Source organism: Streptomyces sp. NPDC015345 (assembly GCF_043078805.1).
Taxonomy (GTDB): Bacteria; Actinomycetota; Actinomycetes; order Streptomycetales; family Streptomycetaceae; genus Streptomyces.
Genome location: NZ_JBIBTX010000006.1, coordinates 372,484 through 390,665, shown reverse-complemented (window position 1 = coordinate 390,665; position 18,182 = coordinate 372,484). Strand labels below are relative to the sequence as shown.

Genomic DNA, 18,182 nt, shown 5'->3' with positions numbered 1-18,182 from the left:
GACGCGGGGACTCAGCCTCGGGGCGGGCCCCCGGGGACCGGCGAGGGAGGACAAGGGAGGAACGAGCGGTGACGGAACCGCAGCCGACCGTCAAGTGCCTGGTCTGGGACCTGGACAACACCCTGTGGCGCGGCACGCTCCTGGAGGACGGCGAGGTCGCCCTCCACGAAGGCCTGCGCGAGGTGATCGCCGAGCTCGACTCGCGGGGCATCCTCCAGGCGATCGCCAGCCGCAACGACCACGACCACGCCTGGGCGCAGCTGGAGAAGCTCGGCGTCGCCGAGTACTTCGTGCTGCCGCGGATCAACTGGGGCGCCAAGTCGGCGTCCGTCCGGGCCATCGCCGAGGAGCTGAACTTCGCTCTGTCGACGATCGCCTTCATCGACGACCAGCCGGCCGAGCGCGCGGAGGTCGCCTTCCACCTCCCCGAGGTGCGCTGCTATCCGGCGGAGGAGGCACTCGCTCTGGTGGGGCTCGCCGAGTTCACGCCGCCCGTGGTCACGGGAGACGCGCGCCGGCGCCGGCAGATGTACCAGGCGGGGGTCCGCCGGGAGGCCGAGCGCACCGGACACGCGGGCAGCGACGAGGAATTCCTGCGCTCACTCTCCTTGGAGCTGCGCATCGAGCGCGCCGGCGACGAGGAGATCGCCCGGGTCGAGGAACTGACCCTGCGGACGAGCCAGATGAACGCCACGGGGGTGCACTACTCCGACGAGGCGCTGCGCGCGCTCGTCGCCGACGAGCGGCACGAGGTCCTCGTCGGCTCGCTCACCGACCGGTTCGGCCCGCACGGCGCGATCGGCGTGATCCTTCTGGAGCGGCGGCCTCAGTCCTGGCACATCAAGTTGCTCGCCACCTCCTGCCGGGTGGTGTCCTTCGGCGTGGGGGCGGCGCTGCTGCGCTGGCTCTCCGACGAGGCGGCCCGGGCCGGGGTGGCGCTGACGGCCGGGTTCCGGCGCACCGAGCGCAATCGCATGATGGAGGTCGCCTACCGCTTCGCGGGCTTTTGCGAAGACGCCGGAGCGACGGTGGAGGACGGCGTGCAGACCCTGGCCCTCGACCCCGCCCGGCAGGACCCTCCCGCACACCTGGCGGTCATGGCGCCCCGGCTCTTCGGGGAGTCGCCCGAGCCGGTGCGGTGGACGCCCGCCGGGTGACGCGACGGTTGCGTGCGGGCCCGTGCCGCGGCTGAGCCGTGGCGCGGGCCCGCACGCACCGCTCACTGGGTGGCTTCCGCCTCCACCGGCTTGGGGATGAGGAAGGACGTCGCGAAGGCCGCCGCGATGAGCGCGACCCCGGCGATCATGCCTGCCGTGTATCCGGCCGGCGAGGTCTTGTCGGCCGGTTCGGCGGCGGTCTGCACGGCGTACAGGACGGCGAAGCTGAGGCCGGCGCCGAGGTTGAAGGCGCCCGCGTTCAGACCGGGCAGGAAGCCCGGGTTCTCCTTCGGGGAGAGCACGATGCCGAGGCCGTTGAGGACGATGTTGCCGACGCCCGCGTAGGTGACGCCGATGAGGATCGACGCCGCCAGGAGCAGCGGCCGCGAGTCGGCGTGCAGCGTGAACAGCATCAGGGCGACCGTCACGGCCGAGCCGATGAGGCCGAGACGCAGGATGCGTCCGTATCCGTACGTGGCGGCCAGGCGCCCGGCGATCGGGCCCATGGCGAGGCCCGCGAGGGCGTACGGCGTCAGGGTCCACCAGGCGGACTGCTCGGCGCTCATGCCGAAGCCGGCCTGGGCGTCCTGCGCGAAGGCGGGGATCATGCCGTTCATGACGGCGAAGACGCCCGTCATGGTGAGGACGGTGGTGAGCAGCAGCGCCCAGGTGGAGCGCCGGCGCAGGTGATGGGTGGCGACCAGGGGGTGGCTGCTGCGGTCCTCGGTGCGCCAGAACAGGGCGAAGGCGACGGCCGAGACGACGAACAGGCCCGCGACCAGCGGCCAGTTGGCGGCGCCCAGCTTGCCCGCTTCGTTGAGGGCGATGAGGGCGGCGCCGACCGAGACGACCAGGAAGGTGACACCGGGCCAGTCCATGCGGCTGTCAGCGGTGGCGGCGGCCTTGGACTCGGGAGTGAGGGTGGCGACCAGGACCGCGGCGACGGCGGCCACGCCGGCCATCGACCAGAACACCGACTGGAAGCCGTGGTGGTCGGCGAGGTAGCCGCCCGCCAGGGAGTCGACGCCCGCGATGCCGCCGTTGACGGCGGTGATGACGCCGAGGAGGGTGCCGTACTTCTTCGGCTCGTGGACCTCGTGGCGCAGCATGATCAGGCAGAGCGGCACGGTGGGGCCGGAGACGCCCTGGATGACACGGCCCGCGAAGAGCATCGGCACGCTCTCGGCGAGCGCGGCGACGACGCAGCCGACGACCATGAGCGCGAGCATCCCGGCGAGCACCTTGCGGCGTCCGACGAGGTCGCCGAGGCGCGGCAGGAAGAGCGAGAAGAGCGCGGCGGAGGTGAAGAAGGCGGTCTGGGTCAGGCCGACCTCGGCGGAGGTCGCCCCGAGGGAGTCCTCGATGTTCTTCAGGGCGGGGCTGAGCATGCTCGCGTTGAGCTGGAAGGCGAAGCAGGCCGCGAGGAGCGCGGTGACCAGGACGCCGATGCGCACCGGGCGGGAGCCGCGGGCGCCGCCGGGGGTCTCGGCGGCCGGTTCGGTGAAGGAGGCGTTCATGCGGGGACGTCACCGATCCGCTCGAGCGCGTCCACGACGAGGTCCCAGAAGCGCTGGTGGTCGAGGTCGACGGCGACGTGCGTGTGGCAGTCCTCGGGGGCGGGCGCGCGGAGGTCCGTCACGGTCATGCCGAGGGTGAGGGTGCCGGTCAGCTCGATGTCGACGGGGGCCTTGCGGACCGTCATGACGTCGGGGTCGATGACGTACGCGACCGCGCACGGGTCGTGCACCGGCGGGGCCGCGAAGCCCTGGGCCTCCAGGTACATGGCGCCGAAGAAGTCGAGGAGTTCGCCCACGAAGACGGCGGGCTTGGTGCCGACCTTCGCGATGCGCTCGACGACGTCGGGGGTGGCGAGCGCCTGGTGGGTCAGGTCGAGGCCGACCATGGTGACGGGCCAGGGCTCGTTGAAGACGATGTGTGCGGCCTCGGGGTCGATCTTGATGTTGAACTCGGCCACGGGGCTCCAGTTGCCCGTGTGGTAGCCGCCGCCCATCAGGACGACCTCGCGGACGCGCTCGACGATGCGGGGTTCCTTGCGCGCGGCCATGGCGATGTTGGTCAGGCCGGCGGTGGGGACGAGGGTGATCTCGCCGGGCTCGTGGGCCATGATCGTGTCGATGATCAGGTCGACGGCGTGGCGCTCGTCCAGGGCGAGGACCGGCTCGGGCATGACGGGGCCGTCGATGCCGCTCTCGCCGTGGATCTCGGGGGCCGTCTCGATGGTGCGTACGAGGGGGCGGGAGCAGCCGGCGGCGAAGGGGACGCCGGTGATGTTCGCGATGCGGGCCACCGACAGGGCGTTGCGGGTGACCTTCTCCAGCGTCTGGTTGCCCACCACGGTGGTGACGGCGACCAGCTCCACATCCGGGTTGCCGTGCGCCAGGAGCATGGCGATCGCGTCGTCATGTCCCGGGTCGCAGTCCAGGATGATCTTTCGGGGCATCGCGGAACCTCTTTGTTCGGCTGAGCCGCCGCCGGTCCTCGCCGGAGGGCGGGGCGGCGGCTCGGGAAAACGTTCTCCGAAGACTTTGTGCACAGGGGCGAATTATGTCAATGGCCGAAACCACACTCCGGCAAACGCGCCCGGAACGGACACGGTCCGGCAGGCCTCGGGTGGGCGTCAGGCAGGCATCAGACAGGCGTCAACCGCCTCAATCACACGCAAACTCACCCGCACGTCCGGGGTCTGGTTGTGACGAACGCCCGCTGATAACGTTTGCCGAAATTTGGCGGCTGGTCGAAGGGACGGGCGCGGCGTGGCCGACGTGACGCTGAGGGACGTGGCCCGGGTCTCCGGCTGCTCCGTCGCCACGGTCTCCCGGGTCCTCGCCGGCACGCGTCCCGTCGGCGTGGAGACCGCCCGCCGGGTCCGCGAGGCCGCCGACGCGCTCGGCTACCGGCCCAACCAGGCGGCCCGGGCGCTGCGCGGCCGCTCCACCGGCACGGTCGGCCTCGTCCTGCCGCAGATCACCAACCCGTTCTACCCCGCGCTCGTGCGGGAGCTGACGCACGCCCTGCACGCCGACGGCCGGGCCGTGCTCCTCGCCGACTGCGACGACGACCCGGTGGCCGAGGCGGAGTACGTGGCGGACCTGCTGAGCCGGCAGGTCGACGCGCTCCTGGTGATCCCGGCGCACGAGGAGCGCAGCCGGGCGGCGGTGGCCGCGGCGGCGGCGCGGGTGCCGCTGGTCCTGATGGACCGCGGCTGCGGACCGGGCGTCGCCGACTCCGTCGCGGTCGACAACACCGCGGGCATGGCCCTCGTCCTCGATCACCTGGCGGCCACGGGCCGCCGCCGCGTCTGCTTCCTCGGGGCGGCGGGGACGGCGTCGGCCGCCGCCGAGCGGCGCGGCGCCTACGCGGCCGGGGCGGGCGCGCTCGATCCCGGCGCCCCGGAGCGGGTGGCTCTCGGCGACTTCTCCGTGGAGTGGGGCAGGGCCGCCGTCGACGAGGTGTGGCCCGCCCGCCCCGACGCGCTGGTCTGCGCCAACGACCTCATCGCGATCGGGGCGCTCCAGCGGCTCCAGCAGCTCGGCGTGGCGGTGCCGGGCGAGGTCGCCGTCACCGGTTTCGACGACATCCCGATGGCGGCGCTGTCCGCACCGGGCGTCACGACGGTCCGCCAGCCGGTGCCGGAACTGGCCGCCGAGGCGGCCCGCCTCCTGGCCCTGCGCCTGTCCGGCGACAACAGCGGCCCCCAACGGTCGATCCGGCTGGCCCCGGCCCTGGTCGTACGCGAGTCCAGCACCCCGAGCCGCTTGACGCCGCCGCGCAAGGCCGAGCGGGACGCGGCGCCGGTTACGTAGGGGTGGGGCGACCGGCCGGGCTCGGCCTGGCGGGGGCGTCGAGGCGCGGCGGCCGGGGCGGCGGCCAGGCGCTCACCGCCCGGCTGCCGAAGAGCGATCACGCCGCCGGGCCATCACCGCACCGGGAGGCGTCTTTGACAAGCGACCACTCCCCCGGCCCCGCAACCGCACCCCCAGGCCGAGCCACCCGACCCCGCAGCCACCTCGGCGGCGCGTAACCCGCCAGGTAAGGCGCCTGGGCACGCACCGCCCAGGCGCCCGAAGGGCGACCACCCCCCGGCCCGCGACCGCACCCCCCAGGCCGAGCCACCCCACCCGCGCCTACCTCAGCGCGTCACCCGCCACGTGAGCGCGTCCCTCAGCAACGGCTTCAGCTCCGGGTCACGGACCGCGTCCGTCCCGTCCGTGGCGTGGACCGAGAGCGTGTGCGTACGGCCGTCGGCGGGGACGCCGAGCGCGCGGGGGCTGACCACGGTGTCGCCGTCGGCCCGCTTGATCTCGCGGCCGTCGACGGACCAGCGCAGCCGGATGCCGGCCGCCGCCTCCACGGCGACCTTCGCGTCGCGGCGCACCGCGCGGTCCGTGGGCGTGAGGGGGGTGACGACGGACGCGTGGCGGTGGAAGCCGGCGATCATCGCCTCGCGCCCGGGCAGGTTGAACTCGCGGCCGAGCGTACGCATCATCGAGTCGGTCGTGGGCCGGTAGAGCCCGCGCGGGTGGTAGCCGCCGCCCTCGTACGCGCCGACGGTCCCGCCGTCCGGTGACGTCTGCCCGATCCACCGGTACCACTTCTTCTTCTGCGCGGTGAGCCGGTCGGCCGTGAGCTTGCTGGTGTTCGACTCCCACGGCTCGGCGCCGGTGTAGGTGCCGTACTCCTCGTACCAGTACTCGTCGGCCAGCTTGCCCAGCGAGTGGCCCGTCTCGTGGACGACGACCTGGTCGGACTGCGCGTGGTCGGAGGAGGCGGTGGCGATGCCGTCGTAACCGGACGGCGAGGTGATGTCGTTGTAGCCCGCGCCGCCGTACTTGGTGGAGTTGGCGAGGACGATCACGAGGTCGGGGTCCGCGGCCTTCTTCGCGTACGACTCGACCTTGTTGGTGTCCACGCACAGCAGCCGCTCGATGCCGTCGCAGTAGAAGGCCGAGCCGAGGGCGGTGTCCTTGACGGTGCCGCTGGTCGGATCGCCGGAGACGCCTGACTGCCGGGAGACCGCGTCCACGGCCCAGACGTTGAAGAGGCTCTTGTACGACGCGTACGGCTCGACGGCGGAGACCTTCGCCCACTTGGCGCGCACGTCCGCGTGGAAGTCCTCCTGCTGGGAGGCGGTGTAGCCGTCGCCGATGAAGACGACGTCGAGCTTGGAGCCCGTCGGCCCGCTCCGCACGATGGGGACGACGTCGCCGTCCCCCTTGATCGTGGCGCGCTCCTTCGCGGAGAGCGGTTCGGCCACGGGCACCTCGGCGTGCCGGGGGTGGGCGCCGGGGCCGGTGAAGTACTCGACGCGCTGCGCCGGGTCCGGGCCGGCGGCCGTGGCCGTGCCGGCGGGTGCGGTGGCGGCGAACGCCGCGGTGAGGGCGATTCCGGTGGCGAGGGCGGCGCGCAGCGGTATGCGTCTGGGCCGTCCCGGTATTCGGCGCGTGGGGGGCATGGGCGTCCTTTCGAAGTCCGCGATATAAATGGCGGGTTAAGCGCGGTTAAGGCGCGGCTCAACGTAGAGGCTCCTGGGGTTCCAGGCAATGGGTGTGCCGTAAGTCGCTTGTGGGGCTGGGGTGTTCCTACCGCCCACGCCGGGCGGCCGGTGAGAGCGATGCACGTGGAGGCAACGGTGACGCAGGACAGTTTCGAGGGCGCAAGGCCCGACGACCCGGCCGAGATCGGGCGGCGCGTACTGCGACTGCGCGGCGAACGAGGCCTCACGCAGCGCCAGTTGGCCGAGCCCGCCTACACACCCGCGTATGTCTCCACGCTCGAATCGGGCAAGGTGCGCCCCTCGGAGACTGCGCTGCGGCACCTGGCGGAACGCCTCGGGGTGAGTTACGAGGAGTTGGCCACGGGCCGCCCCGCCGAGCTCGCCGCCGGACTGCGGCTGCGCCTCACCGACGCCCGGCGCGCCCTCGCCACCGGGGCACCCGAGGACGCGGCCGTGCTGTTCCGCGCGCTGCGCGAAGAAGCCGTCGCGCACGAGCTCGCCGAGGAGCAGGCGGCCGCGCTGCTCGGGCTCGGCGACTGCCTGCTGGAGTCGGGCGAACTGACCGACGCCCGCGACTGTTTCGCCGCCGCCGAGCGGCTGCTCGCCGACGAGCCGCTGCCGCGCCGGGTCCCCGCCATCAGGGGCCGCGCCACCGCCCACCTGCTCACCGGCGAACTGCGGTACGCCTGTTACCTCCTGGAGAGCACCCTCGACGAGCTCGACGCCGCGGGGCTGCACGACCCGGAGGCGCTGCTGCTCCTCTACACCGCGTCGATCGCGCCGTACATGGACATGGGCGCGCACGCCCGCGCCGCGCACGCCGCCGAGCTGGCCCTCACGCTCGCCCCGCGGGTCAGCGACCCGGCGCTGGTCGCCGGCATGCACCGCGGGGTGGCCCGCACGCTCATCGCCGAGGGACGCATCGCCGAGGCCGACGCGTCGCTCGCCAAGGCCCAGGAGCTCTACCGCCAGCTGCACATCCGTACCGAACTGGCGCACTGCCACTGGATGCGGGGCTATGTGCACGCCCAGGACGGCGACCTGGAGCAGGCCGAGAGCGAGCTGCGCGCGGCCCGCTCCATCCTCGCCTCCAAGCGGGCCGCGCTCTTCACCGAGCAGGTCGAGGTCGAACTCGCGGACGTCCTGCGGCGGCGCGGCAGAGCCGCGGAGGCGCAGGCGCTGCTCCAACCGCTGCTGACCTCCGGAGACGAGCGGGACGGCGCGGGCGAGGGCACCGGGGTGCTCGGGGCCGGGCGGGGCGCGGTGCACGCGGGCGGCGCGCACCGGCTGCTCGGGCTGATCGCCGAGGAGCGGGGCGACACGGAGGCCGCCGAGGAGCACTACTGCGCGGCGCTGTCCCTGCTCGAACGGTCCAGCGCGGCGGGGGACCTGGCGGACCTCTGCCGTCTGCTGGGGGATCTGCTGCGCCGTACCGGACGGGTGGAGGCGGCCATGGACGCGTACCGCACGGGCCTCGGGCACCGGGCCGCACCGGGCACGACGACGCTGGGCCCGGTGCCCGCCACGCCCCCGATGTGAGGCCGGGCCCGACCGCCACGCCCCCTGTCACACCGCTCCTGCATCGACTGCATCGACTCGAACTGCATCGAAGGATGTACCCGCATCTCATCCACGGCTACGACCCTCTTGATCGCTGCGGCGCCGACCATGGTGAGTACACCATCCGGCGCGGCCTGCGACGGCGCGGCGGGTGGCACGCGAGGACGACAGCAGTGAGCCCGAGGTGAGACAGAGATGCGTCCCGAGACCGGCCTTCGCCCCGCACCACCGGCCCCGCTCCTCGGGACGCTGCGGCGCGCCCTGGCCGGCGGGCTCGTCATGGGCGCGGCGCTGGGTGCCGGCACCGAGCTGGGGCCGGTCGTCGCCGACGTCCTGGGGGCGAGCGGGTTCCTGGCGCGGCTGATTCCCGCCGTGTCGGTCAGCGTGCTGGCCGTCCCCCTCGTCGTCCTCGCGCTGCGCCGCCGCGGCGGCTCGCTCAGGGACCTCGGGTTCGGCGCGACAGGCGCGAACCTGCGGGCGCTGCTCATCGGCGCGGGAGTGGTCTTCGCGGCGGCGGCGCTCGTGCTGGGCGCGGGGACGGCCGCCGGGCTGCTCCGCTGGTCACGCCCCGACGTGGGGACGCTCGCCGCGTACGTAGTGGCGAACGGCGTGGTCGCCCTCCTCCTGGAGGCCTTCCCCGAGGAGACCACCTTGCGCGGTTACGTCTGGACGTCGCTGCGCGAACGGTTCGGCGGCGCGGCGTCGGCACTCGGCACCACGGCCGTGTTCCTGGTCGTGCCGGGCGTCTCGACCGTGGTGGGGGCGGGGACCGCGCGCCTTCTCGGCCGGGAGGCGGGCCCCGTCGGGGCGGCGCCCGGCGGGCAGGATCCGGTCGGCTATCTGCTGCTGCTGACCGTGTTCGGTTTTATGCTGGTGGTGGCCCGTACGGCCGTCCGACGTGCCCCGTTGTGCGTCTCCATCGGCGCCCATCTGGCGTTCCTGACCGTCAACCGGATCGTGTACGAGGGGGATCGGCGCGGCGCGGGCTGGCACGCGGACGTGTCGTCGCCGGACGTCGAACTCCTTGTGCCCGGCTATCTGTTGGTGGCCACCGCGGGCTTCGCGGTGTGGCGGCTGGTGGAGCGACTTCGTGGCGCGGCGGCGCGGCGGCGCGGCGCCGAACCGTCAGGGGAGAGCTTCGGCCATGGTGGCGTCCCGGAAGCCGACCGTGGGGACCGCTCATGGACGGCGGGGTCCGCGGTGGCGCACCATGGCGGGCAGAGCAGCTCGGCGTCGCCCGTCGCACCCCGTCAGCTCAGGCCGACGCCTGGAAGGGAGCGGCCCCTTGACCCCCTCAGCGCCCCCACCGCGCCCCCCGAGCACCTTCCGGACCCTCCCTCCCACCGCCGAGGTCGTGATCATCGGCGGCGGGGTGATGGGGACCAGCATCGCCTTCCATCTCGCCGAGGCCGGCGTACGTGACATCGTCGTCGTCGAGCGCCGTGCCCTCGGCGGCGGCAGCTCGGGCAAGCCGATCGGCGGTGTGCGGGCGCAGTTCTCCGATCCCCTCAACATCGAGCTGGGCCGGCGGAGTCTGCGGGCCTTCCGGGACTTCCCGCGCCGCCCCGGTGCCCGCATCGGTCTCGACACCGTCGGCTACCTCTTCCTGCTGACCGACCCGCGACAGGTGGCGGACTTCGAGGACGGCGTGCGGACGCAGAACGAGCTCGGCGTCCCCAGCCGCATGATCGGCCCCGAAGAGGCCCGGGCGCTCTGCCCCTACCTCAGCACCGACGGGCTGCTCGCCGCCGCCCACTCCCCCGCCGACGGCCACGCCCGGCCCGCCCTCGTCGTCCAGGGGTACGCGCGCGCCGCCGCCCTCTCCGGAGCCGTCTTCACCTCGCACACCACGGTCACCGGCATGGACATGGCCGGTGACCGAGTCACCGCCGTGCACACCGACCGCGGGCCGGTCTCCTGTGCCACGGTCGTGTGCGCCGCGGGCGCCTGGTCGGCCGGGATCGGTTCCATGGCGGGCGTCGACCTGCCGGTGCGCCCGCTGAAGCGGCAACTCGCCTTCACGGTCCCGCTGATACCCGCCGCGCCCCGCATCCCGTTCACGATCGACTTCGCCTCATCGGCGTACTTCCACAACAGCGACGACGGGCTGCTCCTCGGCCTCGCCGACCCCCGGCAGCCGGAGGGCTTCGACACGACGTGGACGCCGCGGTGGCTCGACCTGTTCCGCGCGGCCGTGCGACGGCGGGCGCCAGCCGTCGCCCGCATGGAGACGTGCCGGGGCTGGGCGGGCCTGTACGAGGTCACGCCGGACCACAACGCGCTGATCGGCCGCTGTGCCGCCGTGCCCAACTTCCTGTACGCCACCGGGTTCTCCGGGCACGGCTTCCTCCAGGCCCCCGCTGTGGGCGAGATCGTCCGCGATCTGCACCTGGGGCGACGCCCGTGCGTGGACGTCACCCCGTTCGGCGCGGACCGCTTCCGCACGGGGTACGCGAGCCGGCCGGAAGCCCATGTGGTGTGACACCCCCCGCCGGCCGGGACGCGCACTGACCGGAAGCCGAAAGGCCGAAAGGACAATCCGCCGATGACGATCGCCCAGTGGCAGCTGCGCGCCGCCTTCGCCGCGCGGCTCTCCCGGATGTACGGACGTGAAGTCCCCGCCTACACCACGCTCCTGGATGTCTCCCACGAGGTCAACGAGGGCGTCCTGCGATCCCGGGGGGCCGACGCCGAGCGCCTCGGCTCGATCCGCCGGGTCACCGCCGAGCGGCACGGCGCCATCCGCGTCGGCACCCCCGGGGAACTGCGGCAGGTCGCCCGCGTCTTCGGTGCCCTCGGCATGCGTCCGGTCGGCTTCTACGACCTGCGCGACGCCGCCGTCGGCGCCCTGCCCGTCGTGTCGACCGCGTTCCGGCCGGTGGCCGAGGAGGAACTGGCCCGCAATCCGTTCCGGGTCTTCACCTCCATGCTCACGGTCTCGGACCGGCGCTTCTTCGACGCGGACCTGCGCGCACGGCTCACCGCGTTCCTCGCCGGGCGTGAGCTGTTCGCACCGGAACTGCTCGCCCTGGCCGACCGGGCCGAGGCCGAGCGGGAACTGCCCGAGGCCGACGCCGAGCTCTTCCTCGACCTGGCCGTGCGGAGCTTCGAACTGTCGGCGGAGCCCATCGACAGGGACTGGTACGCCACGCTGGAGCGGGTCTCCGCCGTCGCCGCGGACATCGGCGGCGTACGCGCCACGCACCTCAACCACCTGACCCCGCGCGTGCTGGACATCGACGAGCTCTACCGACGGATGGCCGAGCGCGGCGTCGAGATGATCGACACGATCCAGGGGCCGCCCCGCTGGGAGGGCCCGGACGTCCTGCTGCGCCAGACGTCCTTCCGGGCGATCGCCGAGCCGAGGGCGCTGCGCGCGGCGGACGGCACGGTGACCCACGGCGCGCTGCGGGTGCGCTTCGGCGAGGTCGAGGCCCGCGGCATCGCCCTGACCCGCGAAGGCCGCGCGCTGTACGACCGGATGCTCGCCCTCGTCGACGAGCGGGCCGCGCACCTGCCGCCGGCCGACCGCTGCGACATCGCCCGCGCCGTGTGGGCGGAACATCTGCCGGTGACGGAAGAGGGGCTCGCCGAGCGGGGGCTCGGATTCTTCACCTATCACGTGGCTCAGGGGCGGCCCAGGGACGGCCGCCCGCCCTCGAAGCTCGGAGCGCTCCTGCGGGACGGCTGGGTCCGGGCCGAGCCGATCGTCTACGAGGACTTCCTGCCCCGCTCCGCCGCGGGCATCTTCCAGTCCAACCTGAACGACACCGGGGCCCGGGACAGCGCCCAGGAGGCCGACGCGTACGACGCGGGGCGGCTCTCCGCCGCCATGGACCGAGAGGTGCTCGACCCGTTCGCCCTGTACGAGCGGCAGCGGCGGCTCTCCCTCACCCGGGTCGCCCGTGAGCTGGGGCTCGCGGCCGCCCCGGACGTGCTCAGGCCTGGCTCTCCTTGAGGCGTCGTACGGCGGCCAGGGCGCGGTCGGCGTGCGCGCTCATGCGCAGTTCGCTGCGGACGACTTCGGCGACGGTCCGGCCCTGGTCGATCACGAACGTGACGCGCTTCGTGGGCGCCGGCGAGAAGCCGCGGGTCACGCCGAACCGGTCCCGCACCTGGCCCTCGGGGTCCGAGAGGAGGGGGAAGCCGAGGGTGTGCCGCTGGTTGAACTCCCGCTGGCGTTCGACCGCGTCGGCGCTGATGCCCACCGGCCGCGCGCCGGCCTCGGCGAACTCCGCCGCGAGGTCGCGGAAGTGGCAGGCCTCGGCCGTGCAGCCCGGAGTGAGGGCCGCCGGGTAGAAGAACAGGACGACGGGGCCGTCTTCGAGGAGTTCGGAGAGTGCACGCGGGACGCCGGTCTCGTCCGGCAGCGTGAAGTCCTCGACGGTGTCCCCGACCGCCACGCGCGCCGTCATGTCCGGTTCCCCTTCGAAACATTCGACACATTCGACACACTGACTCCTCGACCACGTGGCGGCGAACGACAGCGGAACCCTACCCGCAGGGCGGGCGTGTGACTTTCGCGGGCCGCGGCCCGGAGCCGTGGCAGGCCTCCCACCAGCCTTGATCTTCCCGAATGTGCTCGTGCGATGCTGGGCACGAGCCGAGAGGTACCGAGAGAACAGCGGGGAGCACGGCATCGCGATGGCAGTGGCACGAAGGACAGCGAAGAGCGTCTGGGACCGGTTCTCGGCGTCGGACCCAGGACTTCTGCGTCTGATGGCGGGGTTGCGCACGGTCGGGGCGATCCTCCTCGCGCTCGCCGTGCTCGCCCTCGTCGGCACCTCGGTGACGCATCTCGTGGCGGGCGCGATGACGGCGATGGCCGCCACGTTCGCGATCCAGGAGAAGGAGGTGCGCGGCCAGGCGGTCACGCTGGCGCTCGGCCTGCCCGTGGCGCTCGCGGCGATCTCCCTGGGCGCGCTCCTCAACTCCCGTGTGATCGCCGGTGACGTCTTCTTCGTCATGCTGATCTTCGGGGCGGTGTACTCGCGCCGGTTCGGCGACCGGGGCACCGCGCTCGGCCTGATCGGCTTCCAGGTCTACTTCGTCTCGCTCTTCGTGAGCGCGTCCGTGTCGGCCCTGCCCGAGCTGTTCCTGACCCTCACCATCGCCTTCGTATGCAGTGCGATCGCGCGGTTCGCCCTGGTGCCGGAGACGCCCGAACGCACCCTGGCGCGGTTGCGTGAGGCGTTCCGGGCCCGGCTCGCCCAGCTCGTGGCCCACCAGATCGAACTCCTCGACGCCGACGCCGGGGACGTCGACGCGGTCCTGGCCGATCTGCGGCGCAGCACCGCCCGGCTGCACGAGGCCGCGCTGATGATCCAGGGCCGGCTGGAGGAGGGTACGCGCGACGCGTCCGCGGCGGCGCTGCTCCAGCGCAGGGTCGCCGACGCGGAGATCGCCGCGGAGCGCCTCGGCGTCCTGCTCCTCAACGCCCGCAGCGCCGAGCGTGTGGAGACCCTGACGCTGCATCTGCCGAACGCGTCGGCGTCCATGCCGGCGCGCGCCCGGATCGCGCAGGACGCGGGCTCGGCGCTGCGCCGGGATCTGCGGGCCCTGCACCTGCTCGTGGTGCGTCTGGTGCCCGACGACCGCGGCACGGCGCTCCCTTACCTGCGCAACCGGCTGCTCGGTTACCGCGAGGAGCAGGGTCTTCCGCAGGGTTCGCCCGCCGTGCAGGACTGTTTCCGCGCGGTCGGTGAGGCGGCGCGCGCCATCTTGGGTCTGCGGCTCGCGGTGAACGCCGCACAGGACGAGGAGTACGACACTCCGGAAGCGGCGCGCTCCCGTGAGGAGTTCGAGGCGGAGGAGATATCGATCTCCGGTGAGGCCGCGGAGGGCGCCGAGGAGGAACCGACCGGGCTGCGGCGCCCCACCACCAGGGCGGCCGTGCAGGTCTCGGTGGGCTCCGCGCTGGCCATCGTCGGGGGCGAGTTCCTGTCCACGCAGCGCTGGTACTGGGCGGTGCTGACCTGCTGGGTCGTCTTCCTCAACACCGCCTCCACCGGCGAGATCCTGGTCAAGGGCTACCGCCGGCTGGTCGGCACGGTGCTCGGCGTGGTGGCGGGGGTGGCGCTGGCCGGTGCCGTCGGGAACCACACGTGGATCGCGTTCGCCCTGGTCCTCCTCTGTGTCTTCGGGATGTTCTTCACCGCCCCGCTGTCGTACGCGCTGATGTCCTTCTTCGTCACGGCGATGCTGGGCCTGCTCTACACGCTGCTCAACACCTACAGCCTGGACGTCCTGGTGCTGCGCGTCGAGGAGACGGCACTCGGCGCGGCCTGCGGCATCATCGCGGCTGTCCTCGTCCTGCCGGTGCGTACGTCGCACCGCACCGACGAGGAGCTCGGCACCGTCCTCGCGCGCCTGCGGGACGTCGTCTCGGCGGCGGTGGCGCAGCTCAGCGGCGGGCCCCCGGTCGACCTCTTGGACCTGGCACGGGACTTGGACACGGCGCTGGACGATCTGCGCAGTTCCACGAAGCCGTTGACGCATCCGATCGCCCCGCTGCGGGCCCGGCGGCAGAACGCCCGCTATGTGGTGGCGCTCCTGGAGACCTGCGCCTACCACGCGCGTTCGCTGGCGGCGACGGCCGAGCTGGTGCCCTCCAGCAAGAGCGTGGCGGCGGACGCGCGGCTGGCTCTCGCCGGGCGGCGCATCACGCACAACATCGATCTGATCGCCGCGCATGTACGGGACGAGGAGACCGACGGGGAGATCGAGTCGGGGGCGAGCATCGCCTCGATGCTGGACAGCGGCCGTCACGAGGTGCTGCGCACCGGTTCTGTCGCCTTCCGGGTGCTGCGTCACCTCCAGCGGCTCGACGAAGGCATCGTGGGCCTGGCCCGCCCGCTCGGGGTGCCGCTCGCGGCACGGGAGGAGAAGGCCGCGGGGGTGCGGGCCGGGAGCTGATCCGGCCCGCTCCGGTGACGGCTCCCGCCGGGCCGGGGCGGCGCGTGGGTACCCGCCGCGCGACGCGGTGCGAGACGGTCCCGGGCGGAAGAGGAGACCGGCAGGTGGAAGACAGGTGGAAGAGGTGAGGGTCGTCACCTCGGACGCCGCCTCCTCACCGCCGCCAGACGGCCGCGTGCGCCGCGGCGAAGTCGGCGAAGGAGCGCGGTGCGCGGCCCGTGACCTGTTCCACGGCCGGGCTCGTCCGGTCCTCCGCCCCCTGGGCGATCGCCTCGTCCATGCCGGCGAGGAGGTCGGCGAAGCGTTCCGGCATGCCGTCGGCGGCCAGCCGGTCCCGCAACGTCGCGCGAGGGACGGCGCGATGGCGCACGGCCGTGCCCGTGACGCGGGAGAGGGTCGCCGCGACTTCCGCGTAACTCAGCGCCTGGGGGCCGGTGATGAGCCGGGCGGTGTTGTGCGGGCGCTCGTCCGTCAGGGCCCGGGCGCCGACGGCCGCGATGTCCTCGGCGTCCACGAACGCGACCCGGCCGTCCCCGGTGGCCGTCACGATCTCGCCGCGCTCTCGGATGCCGCGGGCGTGCGGATGGTCGCCGCTGAAGTTCTGCATGAACCAGGAGGGCCGCAGCACGGTCCACTGCGGGAACCGCGCGCGGACCGCGCGATGGACCTCGCCGAGGCCGCCATCCGTCTCCGCGATGGCCGAGGAGCTGAGCAGCACCACGCGGTCGACCCCGGCCCGGCGCGCCAGGTCGAGGAAGGGCAGCAGGTACGCGGCGGGATCCGGCTCGCCGGTGGGCGGGACGAGATAGACGCGGCGCACGCCTTCCAGGGCCGCGCCGTGGGTCGCCGCGTCACCCCAGTCGAAGCGCGCCCACGGGTGGCCGTCGCCAGGCGCCGGGCGACGGCTGCCCGTACGGACGCGGTGTCCGGCCCCGGCGAGAAGGCCGGCGATCCGGCGCCCGGTGTTGCCGGTGCCGCCGGTCACCAGGATCGGCGCCGTGCGGCCGCTCATCGGCCGGCTCCCGCGAACGGCGCGTCGGTGCCGCCCGCGACCTCCAGGGCGGTCAGCGGGTTCCAGTAGTCGCGGTAGTGGGTGATCAGCCCGTTCTTGACGGTGACGACGGCTACGTACGACATCTCGAAGGGCTGTCCGGTGGCCACCGAGCGGCCCTCCGCCCGCATTTCGGCGATCACGACGTCGGGGTCGCCGGTCCGGTGGACCCGGGTGTCGGGGAAGGCGTGGAGGTCGACGTGGTGGGGATACGCGGACATGTAGGCGCGGATGGCGGGCTTGCCCTCCAGGTGGCGCACCGCGCCGGGCGGGGCGAAGGGGAACTCGAAGGTGCCGTCGTCGGCCCACAGGTCGACCCATCCCTCGAAGTCCTTGGCCAGGAGTAGTTCGAGCCCGTGCCGGAAGACGTCTTCCGGGGGCGTGCCGGTGTGCGGGCTGTCGCTGGCGCTTGCGTCGGGCATGGCTGTGCCTCTCTGCGGTGCTGGTCCACGTTAGAATACGGACCGCTGGTCCGCTTTCAGGATGCGGACCAGCGGTCCGCTTTGATGATACGGACTGGCGGTCCGTTTTTCCAGTGGAGGCACCGTGACACCACCCCCGCGCAAGGAGCGGGCCGACGCCCAGCGCAATCGCGAGGCCGTACTGGCCGCCGCCGAGCGGCTGTTCAGCGAGGGCGAGGACCCCGACCGCGTGTCCATGGACGACATCGCGGCGGCCGCCGGGGTGGGCAAGGGCACGCTCTTCCGCCGGTTCGGCGACCGCGTCGGGCTGATCAAGGCGCTCGTCGAGCAGCGCACCGAGCAGCTGCGGGCCGAGGTCGCGACCGGCCCCCCGCCGCTCGGTCCGGGCGCACCCGCGGAGCAGCGCGCCCTCGCCCTCCTGGACGCCCTGCTGCGCCTGAAGCTGGACACGCGCCCCCTGATGCTCGCCCTGGAGAGCGCGGGCAGCGGCAGTCCCTACCGCAACGAGACCTACGCGCTGTGGCACGCCGAGCTGACGGCCCTGCTCACCGAGGCCCGCGGCGAGCGGGACGCCGACTTCCTCGCGCACGCGCTCCTGGCCGCCGTACGCAGCGACTTGATCGAGCACCTCCGGGCCGGCGGCACCCCGGTGCGGCGCATCCACGACGGCGTGGCCGCCCTCGTCCGTGCGACCGTGACGGCCGACGTCCCACATGACCGGAAAGGCGGCCATGACTAGAAAGGCGGCGCTTCGATGACGACACCGAGCCTGCTCGCGGTCTTCGCTCATCCCGACGACGAATCTTTGATGTCGGGCGGCCTGCTCGCACGGCACGCGGCGGCGGGCGCCCGCACCGCGGTGGTGACCGCGACCTGGGCCCCGGGCACCGGACGCGCCGCGGAGCTTGCGGACGCTACGCGAATCCTCGGCGCCGGCGAGCCCCGTCTGCTCGGCTTCGCCGACGCGCGCGTACCGGATTCCGCCCCCGGAGAGCCGCGGTTCATCGACGCCCCGCTGGACGAGGCGGTGCGGCGGCTGGTGGCCCACATCCGGGACGTCCGCCCGGACATCGTGGTCACCCATGACGCCTACGGCGGGCTGACCGGGCACCCGGACCACGTCCACACCCACCGGGTAACCATGCTCGCCGCGCAGGCCGCCGGGCTCGAACAGCTCTACCCGGAGGCCGGCGCGCCCTGGCAGCCACGCGCGCTCCACCTGGCCACGCACCCGCACGCCGCCGTGGCGGCGCTGAGCGATGTGGTCGGTGAGAGCAAAGCGGTGCGCAGCGTGCCCGACGCGTGGGTCACCGCGACCGTGGACGTCCGCCCCTGGCTGGCCCAGAAGGTCGCCGCCGTGCTCGCGCACCGCAGTGAGGTGGCACGGGGCGCCGTGCCCGCCCTGATCGCCGCCCTCGCGCCGGAGGCCCGCGCACGGCTGCTCTCCACCGAGTGGTACATCCGTCACCACCTGGGCCCGACGGCTGGTGACCAGAGCGAACTCACCGCCGGCCCATGGCCGGTCAACCCGGTTGATCCGGACCAAGAGCCCTGAGAAGGTC

15 protein-coding genes are annotated in these 18,182 nt (G+C 73.3%); 9 read left to right on the top strand and 6 right to left on the bottom strand.

Features of this window, described 5'->3' with window-relative positions:
* The first annotated feature begins 68 nt into the window (after nt 1-68).
* On the top strand, nt 69-1,157 hold the full coding sequence (locus ACF062_RS26000) for an HAD-IIIC family phosphatase (protein WP_392141683.1): 1,089 nt from the start codon (nt 69-71) through the stop codon (nt 1,155-1,157).
* Between the two features lie 62 nt (nt 1,158-1,219).
* Here ACF062_RS26000 and ACF062_RS25995 read toward each other — a convergent pair whose 3' ends face one another.
* Both ACF062_RS25995 and ACF062_RS25990 read right to left on the bottom strand, forming a co-directional pair.
* Nucleotides 1,220-2,674 (bottom strand): MFS transporter, encoded by a 1,455-nt coding sequence (locus tag ACF062_RS25995; protein WP_392141681.1) that lies wholly within the window; start codon nt 2,672-2,674, stop codon nt 1,220-1,222.
* Nucleotides 2,671-3,618, bottom strand: a complete 948-nt coding sequence (locus ACF062_RS25990) for a nucleoside hydrolase (RefSeq protein WP_392141679.1) — start codon at nt 3,616-3,618, stop codon at nt 2,671-2,673. The genes ACF062_RS25995 and ACF062_RS25990 overlap by 4 nt, the downstream gene beginning before the upstream one ends.
* Before the next feature lie 313 nt (nt 3,619-3,931).
* Between ACF062_RS25990 and ACF062_RS25985 the strand changes: the two genes are divergently transcribed.
* Nucleotides 3,932-4,981, top strand: a complete 1,050-nt coding sequence (locus ACF062_RS25985; protein ID WP_392141677.1) for a LacI family DNA-binding transcriptional regulator — start codon at nt 3,932-3,934, stop codon at nt 4,979-4,981.
* A gap of 326 nt (nt 4,982-5,307) precedes the next feature.
* Here the strand turns inward: ACF062_RS25985 and ACF062_RS25980 are convergent, their stop codons facing one another.
* Nucleotides 5,308-6,630 (bottom strand): M64 family metallopeptidase, encoded by a 1,323-nt coding sequence (locus ACF062_RS25980; RefSeq protein ID WP_392141676.1) that lies wholly within the window; start codon nt 6,628-6,630, stop codon nt 5,308-5,310.
* 177 nt (nt 6,631-6,807) lie between these two features.
* On the opposite strand from ACF062_RS25980, the gene ACF062_RS25975 reads away from it, so the two are divergent.
* The 4 genes from ACF062_RS25975 to ACF062_RS25960 all read left to right on the top strand — a co-directional run bounded on the left by ACF062_RS25975 (nt 6,808) and on the right by ACF062_RS25960 (nt 12,190).
* On the top strand, nt 6,808-8,211 hold the full coding sequence (locus tag ACF062_RS25975) for a helix-turn-helix domain-containing protein (protein ID WP_392141674.1): 1,404 nt from the start codon (nt 6,808-6,810) through the stop codon (nt 8,209-8,211).
* Between the two features lie 216 nt (nt 8,212-8,427).
* Nucleotides 8,428-9,654, top strand: coding sequence for a type II CAAX prenyl endopeptidase Rce1 family protein (locus ACF062_RS25970; protein WP_392141672.1), 1,227 nt, complete (start codon nt 8,428-8,430; stop codon nt 9,652-9,654).
* Nucleotides 9,608-10,714 (top strand): NAD(P)/FAD-dependent oxidoreductase, encoded by a 1,107-nt coding sequence (locus ACF062_RS25965; RefSeq protein WP_392141670.1) that lies wholly within the window; start codon nt 9,608-9,610, stop codon nt 10,712-10,714. Before ACF062_RS25970 ends, ACF062_RS25965 begins: the two co-directional genes overlap by 47 nt.
* Before the next feature lie 63 nt (nt 10,715-10,777).
* Nucleotides 10,778-12,190 (top strand): 2-oxoadipate dioxygenase/decarboxylase family protein, encoded by a 1,413-nt coding sequence (locus tag ACF062_RS25960; RefSeq protein ID WP_392141669.1) that lies wholly within the window; start codon nt 10,778-10,780, stop codon nt 12,188-12,190.
* On the opposite strand, the gene ACF062_RS25955 is transcribed toward ACF062_RS25960, so the two are convergent.
* Complete coding sequence (locus tag ACF062_RS25955; RefSeq protein ID WP_392141667.1) at nt 12,171-12,647, bottom strand: peroxiredoxin; 477 nt, start codon at nt 12,645-12,647, stop codon at nt 12,171-12,173. The two genes, ACF062_RS25960 and ACF062_RS25955, sit on opposite strands and share 20 nt — an antisense overlap.
* A 229-nt stretch (nt 12,648-12,876) precedes the next feature.
* On the opposite strand from ACF062_RS25955, the gene ACF062_RS25950 reads away from it, so the two are divergent.
* Entirely contained in the window at nt 12,877-15,147 is a 2,271-nt protein-coding gene (locus ACF062_RS25950) for an FUSC family protein (RefSeq protein ID WP_392141665.1), read from the top strand.
* A gap of 154 nt (nt 15,148-15,301) precedes the next feature.
* On the opposite strand, the gene ACF062_RS25945 is transcribed toward ACF062_RS25950, so the two are convergent.
* Nucleotides 15,302-16,159, bottom strand: coding sequence for an NmrA family NAD(P)-binding protein (locus tag ACF062_RS25945; RefSeq protein WP_392141663.1), 858 nt, complete (start codon nt 16,157-16,159; stop codon nt 15,302-15,304).
* Nucleotides 16,156-16,620, bottom strand: a complete 465-nt coding sequence (locus tag ACF062_RS25940) for a nuclear transport factor 2 family protein (RefSeq protein ID WP_392141661.1) — start codon at nt 16,618-16,620, stop codon at nt 16,156-16,158. Before ACF062_RS25940 ends, ACF062_RS25945 begins: the two co-directional genes overlap by 4 nt.
* A gap of 124 nt (nt 16,621-16,744) precedes the next feature.
* On the opposite strand from ACF062_RS25940, the gene ACF062_RS25935 reads away from it, so the two are divergent.
* Nucleotides 16,745-17,359: a TetR/AcrR family transcriptional regulator gene (locus ACF062_RS25935; RefSeq protein ID WP_392141659.1), complete on the top strand. Its 615-nt coding sequence runs from the start codon at nt 16,745-16,747 to the stop codon at nt 17,357-17,359.
* 15 nt (nt 17,360-17,374) lie between these two features.
* A complete protein-coding gene (locus tag ACF062_RS25930) occupies nt 17,375-18,175 on the top strand; it encodes a PIG-L deacetylase family protein (protein ID WP_392141657.1) in 801 nt (266 codons plus the stop codon).
* Nucleotides 18,176-18,182: the final 7 nt, after the last annotated feature.